Here is a 13,542-nt window from a genome sequence, read left to right as displayed (position 1 = left end):
TAAGGACACGGCGGCCATCGGGTAGACGCAGCCTCAGCGCTGCCGACACCCGGTGGCCGCCGGTGTTGTTTGGGGGTGGGGGGGGAGAGCGCTTTTTTTTGAGGGGGATGGTGAGGTCCCGGGCGTTGGGCCGGGAGTCGGATCTGCGGCAGGGGAAGGGTGGCGGAGAGGGTGTCCGCTTTCATCACAACAACAACAGGTGGTTGCCGGATTCGTGTAGCATATACCCATCATCCTACCCATCCTGCAGCCCGCGTTATAGTCCTCGCGCTTATGCCGTTCAAATCCGACAGCGACAGCATATCTGCACACCGGGGATAGCAATGGGGGCGGTAGGGTTGATCATATCTCGTCCTCGCTCGTTTGCAGGCCAGCGTGAGTCGGTGCCGTCGAGCGCTGCGGGGGGCTGATCGTAGCCCCTCCTCTAGGCCGCCGGGATGGCGAGGGCCCAGTCACTCAAGTGAAACAGGTGCGGCCCGGATATCGGCAATCAGCGGAGCATGCGCGCTGGCCAAACGAGGCCGTCTCTCGAAATCGCCAGAGCCTTTTAACCATTCGCATTGTCAAAATCCTGGCCACTTGTGTAGCACCCATCGGGTGCGCCATAACTTACTTGCGCAACTCGGAGCAGGTCCGCGATAACCGCAGATGGGGGGCAGGGTAATGGTGTCTATCGATCAGAGGCCCTTTGACTGGAGGGCTTCCAGATGCGCTTAAAAAGCCTCGGGTTTCACGAGAGTGGTTCGGACGACGATGTTGTCGCTATACTTGTCGGGCCAAATGGGTCCGGGAAGAGCAATTACTTGCGTGAGATTGCGACAGAATATCGCGGTAAACGAAGTGTCTCGATCATCTGCAACACAGCTTACGATCGCTTCTCCGGGTTAAGGGGCGTTGACCGAATCTCTGCGGGTCGCGGGGTGAACTCACCTAAGAGCATCATAAAACGGGCGGTGTCGGTGACCCTCGACAGCGAGGGTTCCGAATATTATCAGATCAACAAAATCCTCGATTATTGCGGGTATAAATCGCGATTCGGATTCAAGGTAGAGCGGCCGGGGGGCGGCGGCTTGGGTCCTGATCACCAGTCAGGATGGGACGATTTTGAGTTAGAGAAGTCGTCTTACTTCGCTGGAGACAGGGCCGATTTCGAACATGCTCGCCAACTCCTCAGCCTGGTGCCAAACGAAACAATCTGGATAGACCCCGCTAATTCACCTCTTGATTTTTCACTAAACCGTGAATTTGCGGCCGTTCTTCGCAATGAGCCCCACCTTCGAAAGGCAAACCTACTGCGCCGAATCCACTTTTTTTTAGAAAGAAAAGACGGATCGGAGATAGAAATTCATCATGCAAGCTCAGGAGAGCTTTCGTTAATATCGTCGCTGGTCTTTTTGATCACGACGGCAAAGCCAAATTCAATTGTAATTGTGGATGAGCCGGAGAATAGCCTACACCCCGGATGGCAGCGCGAGTACGTAGATAAGGTCCTCGCAGCACTCATGTACCGTAACGTGTCGATTATAATTGCGACACATGCTCCCCTTATCGTTACGGGGGCGATTACGCTACATCCTGGTCGCGTCTCAGTCCACCGGGTCATAAACCGTCAGCCGCACAGCCTCCACATTCCAGCCACAAGCAATGGGATAGAGGAGGTGTTGTGGAGGGCATTCGAGGTCGTGACACCTGCAAACCACTTCGTTAGCGAAGAAATCGTCGAGGCGATTCACAGGTACGAGCATGGCGCTCTTTCAAAAAAGGGCCTGTTAGGGCTTGTGGACGGTATGGAGGAGAAGAGCTTCGACGGCAAGCAAAAGGAATTTTTCGAAGCGGTTCGTTCTCTTATCCAGGATATTGCAAAGAAAAACGGCGAAGCCGGGCTTTAGGGGGGCGACAATGGGTGATGCCTATAAGCCAGCGCTTTGTGAACTTGTCCTGACTGAGGACGAGTACAAGGCTATTGAAGAAGCTATGAAGCTCGATAAGCCGTGGGACATAGAAAATGCCGAAATCAAATCGGTAAAGGCGAAAATCCGCGATCATCATCTTCGGCGCCATGGCAACACGTGCTGTTACTGTCGAACTAATCTTAATGGTGCGGGACATTTTATGATCGACCGCGAACACGTCCTTCCAAAGAGCAAATACAAAAGTTTTACGTTTTCCGTCTGGAATCTGTCCGTGTCCTGCAAGCGGTGCAACATGCAGTTTAAGGGGGAATGTGACAAATTTGTGCTTGATAAACAAAGTGGTGCGGATTTCAAGAGCTCACTAAATTACCAAATTATTCATCCTAACTTTGACGAGTGGGAGAATTATCTTTGCCGGGAGGCTAAGCAGGTCAACAGAAAGAATATGGTCGTCTACACCGTGCTAAATGATCACAGCAAGGGCGCTTACACGCACGAGTATTTCGGCCTGAAGGAACTTGAGGTAAACAGCTTTGACGAGGCGCAAGGTATCGAACGTCGAGGGGATGCCACGGAGACAATCATTGAAGCCCGTGCGATTGCTCGAGATCATGGCCAGTAGGGTGGGCGACCTTCTACCATACGAGAGGCTCGCAGTTGGGGGCATGCCATGAAGCCAGCTCTAGGACAATTCGTGGAAGTTCGTGGCCGGCCTTGGCTAGTCGAAGGCGACGACGAGCTTGGGGACGGGTTGTCGGTCCTGCGACTGTCCTGCATCTCGGACGACGCCCAAGGAGAGTTGCTAGAGGTCTCCTGGGAAGCCGAGGTTGGTGCCCGCGCTCTTTCTGATGACGCCTGGGGGCGGATTGCCGAAGATGGGACCGATGATGTCTTCACCTTCTCGGCCTATCTGCGCACGCTCAAATGGAACACTGCCACGGCTGCGGACAAGAACCTTTTCCAGGCTCCGTTCCGCGCCGGCATCGCCTGGACGCCTACCAGCTCCTCCCGCTGCAAAAGGCCCTCAAGCTGCCGCGGGTAAACCTGCTGATCGCCGATGATGTGGGCCTTGGCAAAACGGTCGAGGCCGGGCTGGTCCTGCGTGAATTGCTGCTACGCCGGCGGATCGATTTCACGGTAGTTGCCGCACCGCCGTCGATGACGCTGCAGTGGCTGGACGAGCTGGAAGCCAAATTCGGCCTTGCTTTCACCATCATCGACCGCGAGCGGCTGGCCGAGATGCGGCGCCTGCGCGGCTTCGGCGTCAATCCATGGGCCACGGGGTCACGTTTCATCATCTCCTACCGCCTCCTGACCGACGAGACCTATGCGGCAGGTCTGCGGGATCTGCTCGGCCCCTTCCGGTCGCGCGCGCTCCTGATCTTGGACGAAGCCCATCATGCCGCGCCGGCAAGCGGCGCCAAATACGCGGTGGACAGCCAATTCACCAAGGTCGTGCGCGATCTGGCCGGCCGGTTCGAGCACCGTCTCTTCCTGTCGGCCACTCCTCACAACGGCCATTCCAGCAGTTTCTCGGCCCTGCTGGAGATGCTGGATCCACAACGTTTTACCCGTGGCGTCGAGGTGCGGCCCAGGGACATTGATCCGGTCATGGTCCGTCGGCTGAAATCGGACCTGCGTCGGATCGACCCCAGCTCGTTCCCCGAGCGCCTGATCAAGCCCGTAGTCCTGGAGGGCCTTCCAGAAACAGCGCCGGAACTCCAGCTATCCCGTCTGCTCGCGGACTACGGCGAGTTGCGCGGCAAGCGCATTGCGGCGCTGCCACGGCGGGAAGCTGCCCAGGCGAAGCTGGTCTTCGTCGGACTGCAGCAGCGCCTGCTGTCTTCCGTCGCCGCTTTCGCCCGCACACTGGGTGTTCATCGCAGAAGCCTGGAACGCTTGATCGCTCAGGCGGATGCCAAGGCACCCACCGCAGCAGCGGAGGCGTTCGTCAAAGGCTTAGCGGCGGACGATGAACTTCCCTTCGGCGATGAGGTCACCCTGGAACAGGCGCTTGACGCCGACGATGCGTCGGCCGTTGAGGCAGCTACCGAGCTCGGCAGTGCCGGAGCCGCACGCGAGCAGTTGAAGGACGAGCTGGCGTTGGTCGATGAGATGCTGGCCATCGCGGAAAAACACGCACGCCGGCCGGATGCCCGTGTCCAATGGCTGCTGTCCTGGATCGAAGAGAACCTGGCTCCTGGCGGCCATTGGAATGAGCGCCGGCTCATCCTCTTCACCGAGTACGAGGACACCCGCCGCTGGCTGCAGAAGCGCCTTCTGGAAGGCCTGTCCGATGCTTCTGGCGATGTGGACCGGCGGATCGGCGTCTTCACCGGTGCCACCGGCCAGGATCGGCGGGAGGCCATTAAGAGGGCTTTCAACGCCGACCCGCAGGTGGAGCCTCTCCGCATCCTGATCTGCACCGATGCCGCCCGGGAAGGCATCAATCTCCAGAGCCGTTACCACGACTTGGTCCATTTCGACCTGCCCTGGAATCCGTCTCGCCTGGAGCAGCGCAACGGCCGCATCGATCGCAAGCTGCAGCCCTCCCCCCCAGGTGTTCTGCCGGTATTTCCGCTACGCCCAGCGCGAGGAAGACATCGTCCTCGACGCTCTGGTATGGAAGACTGAGAAAATCCGCACGCAGCTTGGGTCCGTCGGCCAGGTGATCGAGGAGCGCCTGACCAACCGGTTGGCTGAGGTGGGTATCGAGCGTGGCCGGGCAAAGGCGCTGGCCGACTTCATCCGGGACGCCGACGACGAGGAACGGCTCGCTCGCGCCCGTGAGGAGATGGACGATGAGGAACGGGCCCGCCATGAGCGCCTGCTCAAGGACCTCGACGATCTCCGCAAGGTGCTGGAGCGATCCCGCGAGCGGGTTGGCGTAGAACCGCGGGAACTGGTGCAAGTGGTGGGCACCGCGCTGGCGCGGGCTGGCAAGCGCCTGGACGAGGCGCGGGCCGGCTCGGTTGGTCCGGTGGACATCTTTCGCTTCGACCCCCAGGATCCCGCCTTCGCCGACGACCCGGCTTGGGCCGAGGTCTTCGACGATCTGCGTGATCGCCGCCGCAAGCGTGGTGAAAGGCCGGGGGACTGGCGGCGCGCATCCCAGGTTCGGGCCATCGCCTTCGAGCCTCCAATCAAGCCCGATGGCTCGGATGCGGCCGGTGTGGTGCAGGTGCACCTGGAGCACCGCCTGGTGCGCCGGTTGCTGTCCCGGTTCCTCTCCCAAGGCTTCCAGACGGGCCTGCAGCGTGTCTGTGCGGCGATGGGGCCCGGTGCCCAGCCTCGCGTGGTGATGCTGGGCCGCCTATCCGTTTACGGCCCCGGGGCCGTGCGCCTGCATGAGGAATTCATCCCGGTCACCGCCATCTGGACCGAGGCTGCCCGTGACAGCAAGGCGTTGAAGGCCCTGGGCTCCCGGGGCGAGAAAACCACCATGGACCAGCTCGAGGCCGCGCTTCGGGAAGGGCGTTCGGTCAGCGCCTCGGTGCTGGAGCGCATCCGTGCCTTTGCCCGCAAGGACGCCCTCGACCTGGAGCCGGAGCTCGCTAACCGGGCGAAGGAACGGCTGGCCACCGTGGCCCGGGACTTGGCCGCCCGCGGCGAGGAAGAAGCCAAATCGCTGCTGCAATTGCTGCAGGCGCAGAAGGGCCGCATCCAGAAATCCGTGGACACCTATGATCCCAACCAGCTCGCCCTTCCCGGCATCGCCGAGGATGAGCGCAAGCAGCGGGAGCGGGACCACAGGCACTGGGGCGTCCGCCTCCATGAGATCGAGGCAGAAATTCGCGAGGAGCCCCAGCGGTCCGCGATGGCTATACCGTGAAGGCGCACCGGCTGGAGCCGGTGGGCCTTGTCTACCTCTGGCCCGTATCCGGCTGATAATCATGCGTGACCAAGTAAGCTTCGATCCCGATCTCGAATGGCTGGACCATGTCCAGCCCGTGGGCTTGGTGGTGGCGCGTGCCCTGCTCAAGGAGCTTGGCCTTGCCCCCGAGATGCAGACCCAGGCCGACAACGCCCAGGTGGCGGAATTCCTGGCCGCACCGGATGCCGATGGCCCGGCCTTGCCCGATGTCTGGCCCTTCCTCGAGGGCATCCTGAACTGGCAGCCAAAACTGGTGGCCGGCGCGCCGGGTGGCGATCCTGTTCCCGAGTCTCTGGTCGTCCGCCTGCCGGTATACGACACCACGCTGGAGCCCCACATGGCGGTTCGCGCCGCCCGCGCCGAGGACGGGTGGCAGATGTTGGTTCGGATCGAACCGGTGGGCATGGACCCCGACGACCGGGGCGCCCTCGACGGCTGGGAGGCGTCGCCGCACCAGAGGTTCGAGCGCCTGCTGCGCGAGACCGGCATTCCTGCCGGTATCCTGGTCAGCGACCGCCACCTCCGGCTGGTCTATGCTCCCCGGGGCGAGACCTCGGGCTGGCTGACCTTCCCCCTTCGCCCCCTGGCCACGGTGGCCAGGCGCCCCATGCTGGGCGGCCTGAGGCTGCTGGTGAACCGTTTCCGCCTGTTCAACGACGCCGAGGAACGCCGCCTGCCGGCGCTGTTGAAGCAAAGCCGCGAGGCCCAGGCTTCGGTGTCCACCGCCTTGTCGGAACAGGTCCTCGGCGCCCTGCACGAGTTGCTGCGCGGCTTGTCGGGGGCCGAGCCCGAGCTGGTGCGGGATCTGGCCGAGAGCCGGCCCGAGCATTTGTACGAGGGCTTGCTGACGGTGCTGATGCGGCTGGTCTTCGTGCTCTATGCCGAGGACCGTGACCTCATCCCCTCGCGCACCGATGCCGCCGCCCGTGCTCTGTATGACCAGGGCTATTCCCTCCGTGGCCTGCACGCCAAGCTGTTGGAGGATTTGGCCCGCAATCCTGACACCATGGACGAGCGGCTGGGCGGCTGGGGACGGCTGATCGCGCTATTCCGCCTGGTCCACTCCGGACACCGCAGTGGCTGGATTCGCGGCCGTGGCGGCAAGCTGTTCGACCCGGATGCCTTTCCGTTCCTGGAAGGCCGCGACAGCCGGGGCGAAGAGCCCCGCATCCCCAAGGTGACCGACGGCTATGTGTTGCGGGTTCTGGACGGGCTGGTGACGCTGAAGGGCGAGCGTCTGTCCTACCGCACCCTCGACGTGGAGCAGATCGGCTCGGTCTACGAGACCGTGATGGGCTTCACCGTCGAGCGGGCATCCGGCCCTGTGCTGGCCATCAAGGCCGGCAAGAACAATCGCACCCCGGTGTTCGTCGATCTGCAGGAATTGGTGGGCTGCAAGGGCGAGGAACGCATCAAGCGCCTGAAGGAAGGTGCCGGTCGGTCCCAGCTCACCGCCAAGCAGCAGAAGGCCATCAAGGATGCCAAGCTCGAAACAGTCATCGCCATCAACTGTGGGGCGTGCCCCCACATGGCATTTGCGCGCATCAACGCCAAGATGGTCTACTCGAATACGCTAGACGTTCTGGCTGACGATAAGCTCTCGTCTTTTTGTATTCTCCAATCTCGCCCCCACGAGGTCTGAACCCGCTTCTTCGCGTCCTCGATGAAGGATGACCTACGCTACACCCCTAGCGACTGCTTCGAAACCTTCCCCTTCCCGGAAGGCTTCGAGAGCGATCCCAAGCTTGAAGCCATCGGCCAGGCCTACCACGACCACCGCGCCGCGCTCATGGTCGCGGCCAACGAGGGCCTGACCAAGACATACAACCGCTTCCATGACCGCACCGAGATGCCCGAGGACATCCAGGAACTGCGCCGTCTGCATGACGAGATGGACCGGACGGTGCTGCGGGCCTATGGCTGGGAGGATCTGGCAGAGCAGGCGCAGCCGCTCTTTCTCGACGAAACCAATGAGGACGACCACAAATACCAGGGCCGCTATTTCTGGCCAGCGGAGTTCCGCGACGAGGTGCTGGCCCGCCTGCTGGCGCTCAACGCCGAGCGTCATAAAGAAGAAGTCGCCGCCGGCATCGCACCGGCGGGTGGGGGCCATGCTGACGATGACGAGGGGGAGGACGACGAATGACCGCACAATCGAAGGTGACCAAGGTGGCCAAGATGCCGCCGCTGGCCGATCAGCCCATGGCGCTGATGCACGTCATCTGGATGGCGGAATATCAGGGGCCGGAAAAGGGCGCCTATTTCGGCGGCTTCAAATGGGCCAGGAAGCACGGCTACGGGCACGAACTCTACAATTTTAAGCCGGTTGACGGCCTGTGTTACGGGCATGTGGAGATCATGCCGCGCGACATCGGCGGAGAGGAGGTCGACCCTCAGCTCCGCATTGAGGCCCTGGGCGCTGGCAAGGACGATAACGCGGCTCACGGTGTCCTCGTCGTGTGGACGGCGCCGAACCCCGAAAAACGCGGGCGCACCATCATCGGCTGGTACAAGAACGCCACCGTTTACCGGGACCGGCAGTGGCCGAAAGGCGATCTGAAAAAGAAGCGCTCTTACAAGGGCCCGTGCTCCTACCGCGTCGTCGCCCGCGCCGAGGATTGCATGCTGTTGCCGCCCGAAAAGCGCGTTCTGACCATCCCCGCGCGTACCAAGGGAGAAAAGGGCCTTCCCGGTCAGTTCGGAGCGTTCTATCCCGGTGCACATGACCAGGAAAAGACCCGGGAACTGGAACGCCGCATCCGGGCCTTCATCGAGACTGGCCGTGCCGAACCTCTGGGAGGCAAAATCAAAAAGCCGAATCCAGGCAAGGGCCCAGTTGATGCGAAGCTACGTAAGGAAATCGAGGAGGCGGCGGTCCAGCACGTTTGGTCCCACTTCGAGCAATTGGGCTTCGCGATCGAAGACTTGCAGAAAGATTGCGTCGGCTATGACCTGCTGGCGACCAAGGGCGATGAGATCCTGTGCGTCGAGGTGAAGGGGCGGTCGGGCAGTGAGCCCGTTGCCGATTTCACGCCTAACGAGTTCGACGCCATCAAGCGGCACCAGCGGAACAAGTTCGAAGACGGTTGCTACCGCATCTGCATCGTCACCGATGCCCTGATAAAGCCCCAGCTCCACCACTTCGCCTATTGGCGGCCCGAAGAGTCTGGACGGAAGGGCCAGTGGCGATCGATCGATGGCCGCCTGCAGCTTCAGCTTGATCCTCAGACCGCCGCGCGCGGGATCGCCAAGGAACTGTGATGCATGACTGACGCGGTTATTGTGAAATGCGATCCGGTGGAACTGTCCGCTCTGGGGTCCGTCGCGGTGCTGGTCCCCGGCCACAAGGGGGCGGCGCCTCAGTTGGATGACCGCGTGTATGTCTGGACCTCCGAGACCGCGGGTGGGATTGGCCTCGCCATGTGCGGAGTGGTTGCCGGCGTGGTGTCCCAAGGCCCTCGGCACCATCTTCTGCTCCACATCGCCTGCGGGACGCCAACCAAGCCGCTGACCGTGGATGATTTGCATCCGTTCAGGGATGACCTGGGCGATGCCCCCTTGGCCAGGCTGGCCCGAAAGCTCATCTATCACGCCCACAACAAGGTGGCGGCCTTGTCGCCGGAAGAAGTGACGTTCCTCAACGGCCATTTTTCGGAGCATGCCCCATGACCTCCAGCACGGCCATCCGCGGCGAATTGGTGGAGATCTTCCGACGCGACCTCGTCGGTCCTTTGCCATGGGATGCGGACATCGCGCGCGAACGGCTGAATACGAACCCTGCCCGATGGTACCTGACCGGCTTCCTGGCGCCGGCAGACGACGCTCCGGAAAGCGATGATCCGCTGGTCCAGGAGGAGATGGACATCGAGGCGGCATCCGCCATTGGGGCCGGCGCCGGCGGCGCGGCGGGTGACGAGGAGGATGCGGAAAAACCGGGCTCTAGCCGTCGGCTTTTTCCGTCATCTGTAGGCCTGACCGTGCTGCTTCCCATCGAGGTGGCCGAGGTCGATGTCGTCGTCACCTGGGGTGACTATGTGACCGAACCGCCGCTGCCCGAAGGCGTGTTGATCGACGAACGCTCTGGCGGAAAAGACGGAAGCGCCCCGCGCACGGTGGACTGGGTCCGCGTGCCGAGGCAATCCTCGGTCCGCCTGCCCATCCCACACTCTGGCCGCAGCCGGCACCTGCTACCCGAAAGCGCCTCGCTCATGAAGCGCGGCGGGGCTCTGCAACTGGATGTGCACGCCCGTGAGTTCCATTTCGAAACTCCCTCGGGGGCGGTCGAACATGTCCGGGCCGTCACAATTTTCCTGGTCAATCGTCGTGCGTGCGCGGATGGCCGCGGGCATTGAGCTCCTGCGGCGTGATGGACGCGCGCGGCAGGCATTCCGGTTCATGAACCTTGCGGTCGCACGGGCCGCGAGAAAGCGAACCCCTGGACTGTCCCGGGCCCCGGCCTGGCGACCCTTCCAGCTTGCCTTCATCCTGCTCAATCTCGGCGCACTCGTCGATAAGACCCATGACGACCGCGAAGTCGTCGATCTGTTGTTCTTCCCCACTGGTGGCGGCAAGACCGAGGCCTATCTTGGCCTTGCGGCCTTCACCATCGCTCACCGCAGGCTCTCCGCCTCGGGCGTCCTTGGCGCAGGTGTGGCCGTCATCATGCGCTATACGCTGCGGCTGCTGACCCTCGACAGCTAGCCCGCGCGGCCGGTGTGGTTTGCGCCCTCGAATTACTGCGCACCAATTCGGCCAACGTGGACGAAAAGGGCCACCCGCTGCTCGGGGATTGGCCCATCGAGATCGGGTTGTGGGTGGGATCCGATGCGTCGCCCAATCGCCTGGGCGGCAAGGGAGATACCGGTGACGATACCGCCGTGACACGGGTGCGGCGGTTCCGCAAGCATGGGGACAGGGCGCCGGCGCCGATCAAGAACTGCCCCTGGTGCGGCACGCCGTTCTCGAAAGAATCCTTTGCCTGCGTGCCGAACGACCACGCCCCCCGCAACCTGGAAATTCGGTGCGACAATGCCGAGTGCGAATTCACGGGGGACCGGCCGCTGCCGCTGCTGACCGTTGATGAGACCATCTGTCGGCGGCTTCCCGCGTTCGTGATCGCCACGGTGGACAAGTTCGCCACCCTCCCCTGGGTGGGGGCGTCGGGTGCCTTCTTCGGCCATGTGGACCGGTTCGAGGCAAGCAATGGATTCTTTGGGCCCGCCGACGGTCCCGGGCGGGGACGGAAACTCGACAATGATTTCACCCTCGACCCACCCGATCTGATCATTCAGGACGAACTGCACCTGATTTCCGGTCCCTTGGGGACCGTGGCGGGGCTGTATGAGACCGCGATCGACCGACTGGCCAGCCGCCGGATGTTCGGCAAGGTCATCCGGCCCAAGATCGTTGCCTCTACGGCCACTGTCCGCCGGGCGGCTGGGCAGATCCGTGCGCTGTTCGACCGCGAGCACACGGCGGTCTTTCCCCCGCCGGGCATCGACCGGACGGACAGTTTCTTTGCGAGGACCGTCAATGATGAGCGCAACCCGCCCCGGTGGTATCTGGGACTGGCGGCTCAAGGGCGCGGCCCCAAGCTGGTGTTCCTTCGCGCTTTGACCGCCCTGCTGGCGGTCTCCGAGGCACTTTACGAGCGTGAGGCGGGTCAGGAAGGGCGCAACCCGGCAGACCCGTACATGACCGCGCTTTGCTATTTCAACGCTCTGCGCGAGTTGGGCGGCGCGCGGCGCATCGTTGAGGACGAGGTCCGGGACCGCGTGGCCCGGTATGGAGATGAGCGACGGCGCGTTGACCCTGCGGACAGCCCGTTCCGGAACCGGTCGATCCGTGAGCCCATGGAGCTCACCTCGCGTGTTTCAACCGACCAGGTCGCCGAGGCCAAGCGGCGGCTGGAGCAATGCTTCGGTTCCGACGAAGTGGTGGATGTGGCGCTGGCCACGAACATGATCTCGGTGGGCCTCGACATCACGCGGCTGGGTCTGATGCTGGTTCAGGGGCAGCCTAAAACAGCTGCCGAGTACATTCAGGCCACTTCGCGCGTCGGCCGGGATGTGGAGCGGCCCGGACTGGTCGTGACTATCCTGAACGTCCATAAGCCACGCGACCGCATGCACTACGAGCAGTTTTGCCACTTCCACCGCACATTCTATCGCGTGGTGGAGGCGACCAGCGTGACCCCCTGGGCCGCCCGGGCCCTGGACCGGGCGCTGGCTGCCGTGGTGGTCGCCATCGGGCGGCATGTGGATCCGGATATGACGCCTGAGAACGCCGCGCGGCAGTTGAAGAACTATCCGGCACTCCGTCAGCAGATCCGGGATGCCATTGTCAGTCGCGCTCCAAACGACGCTGTGGCCGGCGGTAAGGCAGCGCTTGCACAAGCAGTCGATGGCCTGCTGGACGACTGGATCGCGGTGGCCGATGAGGTCAGCGGCCTTGTCTACACGCGCAATGGAGGGCCGCGCCCTCTGCTCTATCAGCCTCTGGACCCCGCTCTCCCCAACCTTGGCCCGAGCATCAACGTTTCCAGGCGGGGCGGTCCATGCGAGATGTGGAGGCCAACGCCACCCTCAAGGTCCGCGACCCATGGGGCAACTCCATCGCCAATGCCAGCGACCTGGCGTGAGGACAAATCATGGCCCGGAACATCCTTCGTCTTAGCCAGCTCATCACCACTTTCGAACCCGGCGCCATGGTGGATCTCCCGACGCGCTCCGTTCTCGTGGGCGGTCTGGAGCGCTGGGAGATGCGCGATGCCGCATTCAAGCCGATTAACGAGCCGCGCCTCGTGGCGATGCTGGAAAAGAAGCTGAAGGAAGATGGCCGGCTGGAGGAGAATCAGCACCTCACCCTGCGCACGCCGCCACTCGCCAGTGACATCCCCGGACGTGAGCCACCCGGTATTCACGTGACGGTCTTTCCCACGTGGATCGTCTGCAAGGCCGAGGATGCGCCTGCGTCGAATAACGATGTCCGGCGGCGGCGCCTTGTGAAGTGGCAGGATCTCGCCCCATCCGGTGGTCGGCAGCGATACGAAACCGATGAAAGAAAGAAACTTGAGGTGACGCCCCTCCGCTTTGTGGGCGCCTGCGAGGACGGCCACCTTCAGGACATCGACTGGCGCTGGGTCGTCCATGGCAAGGACAATTGCCGTGAGCAAATGTGGGTTGAAGAGCGGGGAACCTCCGCAGATCCCCGGGACACCCGGGTGATGTGTGATTGCGGCAAGTCCATGTCGCTGCAGGAAGCCTTCCTCCCCGGCCGCCTGGGGGCCTGTAAAGGCGAGCGCCCATGGTTGGGAGACCGGGACCCCAACGGATGCCGCCATCAGCTGCGCCTGCTGACGAGAACGGCAACGAACACCTACTTCCCCCAGGTGGCCACAGTAATCTCCCTGCCGGCCGCCGAAGATGAATTGTCCCGGCTTGTAGAGGCGCAGCTGGGTCAGCTTTCTGATGTCAAGGGTGCGGAAGACATCCGGCAGGGCCCGCAGATTCAATCAGGCGATCAAGGCCGCCTTCGAGGGCTTTAGCGATGACGAGGTGTTTTCACGCCTGGAGTTGGTCCGCACTGACCTTCCCCCTGAAGCCGATCCATTCAGAGGGTGAGTGCTTCGGTTGATTGAGCCGCTCCCCGACCTTGGACCACCGGAGGGAGGGAGGGAATCTCGTTTTGAGCCGCTCCCCGACCTTGGACCACCCGAGGCAAGAAATCTCGGGTTGAAACGCCTCAGGGCAGGCG

12 protein-coding genes are annotated in these 13,542 nt (G+C 62.6%); all 12 read left to right on the top strand.

Translation table 11 applies throughout. The features are described 5' to 3' along the window. Window positions 1-707: 707 nt before the first annotated feature. The 12 genes from ABD056_RS14505 (at window position 708) to ABD056_RS14450 (ending at window position 13,333) form a co-directional block, all read left to right on the top strand. The gene (locus tag ABD056_RS14505; RefSeq protein WP_486303416.1) at window positions 708-1,889 is read left to right on the top strand and encodes an AAA family ATPase; all 1,182 of its coding nucleotides are present in this window, start codon (window positions 708-710) and stop codon (window positions 1,887-1,889) included. A 10-nt stretch (window positions 1,890-1,899) separates the two neighbouring features. After that, window positions 1,900-2,535 (top strand): HNH endonuclease, encoded by a 636-nt coding sequence (locus ABD056_RS14500; RefSeq protein WP_343867711.1) that lies wholly within the window; start codon window positions 1,900-1,902, stop codon window positions 2,533-2,535. Window positions 2,536-2,837: 302 nt separating this feature from the next. Then, the gene (drmD, locus tag ABD056_RS14495; protein WP_343867709.1) at window positions 2,838-4,547 is read left to right on the top strand and encodes a DISARM system SNF2-like helicase DrmD; all 1,710 of its coding nucleotides are present in this window, start codon (window positions 2,838-2,840) and stop codon (window positions 4,545-4,547) included. Beyond that, complete coding sequence (locus tag ABD056_RS14490) at window positions 4,474-5,745, top strand: hypothetical protein (protein WP_343867708.1); 1,272 nt, start codon at window positions 4,474-4,476, stop codon at window positions 5,743-5,745. The genes drmD and ABD056_RS14490 overlap by 74 nt, the downstream gene beginning before the upstream one ends. A 61-nt stretch (window positions 5,746-5,806) precedes the next feature. Then, on the top strand, window positions 5,807-7,429 hold the full coding sequence (locus ABD056_RS14485; RefSeq protein ID WP_343867707.1) for a hypothetical protein: 1,623 nt from the start codon (window positions 5,807-5,809) through the stop codon (window positions 7,427-7,429). A 21-nt stretch (window positions 7,430-7,450) separates the two neighbouring features. Continuing rightward, the gene (locus tag ABD056_RS14480) at window positions 7,451-7,933 is read left to right on the top strand and encodes a hypothetical protein (protein WP_343867705.1); all 483 of its coding nucleotides are present in this window, start codon (window positions 7,451-7,453) and stop codon (window positions 7,931-7,933) included. After that, window positions 7,930-9,048, top strand: coding sequence for a protein NO VEIN domain-containing protein (locus ABD056_RS14475; protein ID WP_343867703.1), 1,119 nt, complete (start codon window positions 7,930-7,932; stop codon window positions 9,046-9,048). The genes ABD056_RS14480 and ABD056_RS14475 overlap by 4 nt, the downstream gene beginning before the upstream one ends. A gap of 3 nt (window positions 9,049-9,051) precedes the next feature. Further along, entirely contained in the window at window positions 9,052-9,456 is a 405-nt protein-coding gene (locus ABD056_RS14470) for a hypothetical protein (protein WP_343867701.1), read from the top strand. Then, window positions 9,453-10,139, top strand: a complete 687-nt coding sequence (locus tag ABD056_RS14465) for a hypothetical protein (RefSeq protein WP_343867699.1) — start codon at window positions 9,453-9,455, stop codon at window positions 10,137-10,139. The genes ABD056_RS14470 and ABD056_RS14465 overlap by 4 nt, the downstream gene beginning before the upstream one ends. A 43-nt stretch (window positions 10,140-10,182) precedes the next feature. Then, window positions 10,183-10,488, top strand: a complete 306-nt coding sequence (locus tag ABD056_RS14460) for a hypothetical protein (RefSeq protein ID WP_343867697.1) — start codon at window positions 10,183-10,185, stop codon at window positions 10,486-10,488. 56 nt (window positions 10,489-10,544) lie between these two features. Then, window positions 10,545-12,614 carry a helicase-related protein gene (locus tag ABD056_RS14455; RefSeq protein ID WP_343867696.1) on the top strand — a complete coding sequence of 690 codons (2,070 nt, stop codon included), beginning with the start codon at window positions 10,545-10,547 and terminating at the stop codon, window positions 12,612-12,614. Continuing rightward, complete coding sequence (locus ABD056_RS14450; RefSeq protein ID WP_343867694.1) at window positions 12,548-13,333, top strand: hypothetical protein; 786 nt, start codon at window positions 12,548-12,550, stop codon at window positions 13,331-13,333. Before ABD056_RS14455 ends, ABD056_RS14450 begins: the two co-directional genes overlap by 67 nt. The last annotated feature ends 209 nt before the right edge of the window (window positions 13,334-13,542 follow it).

This window comes from Caenispirillum bisanense (assembly GCF_039523075.1).
GTDB lineage: Bacteria > Pseudomonadota > Alphaproteobacteria > Rhodospirillales > Rhodospirillaceae > Caenispirillum > Caenispirillum bisanense.
The sequence above is the reverse complement of the archived record's forward strand: the minus strand, read 5'-3'. Positions and strand labels throughout refer to the sequence as shown.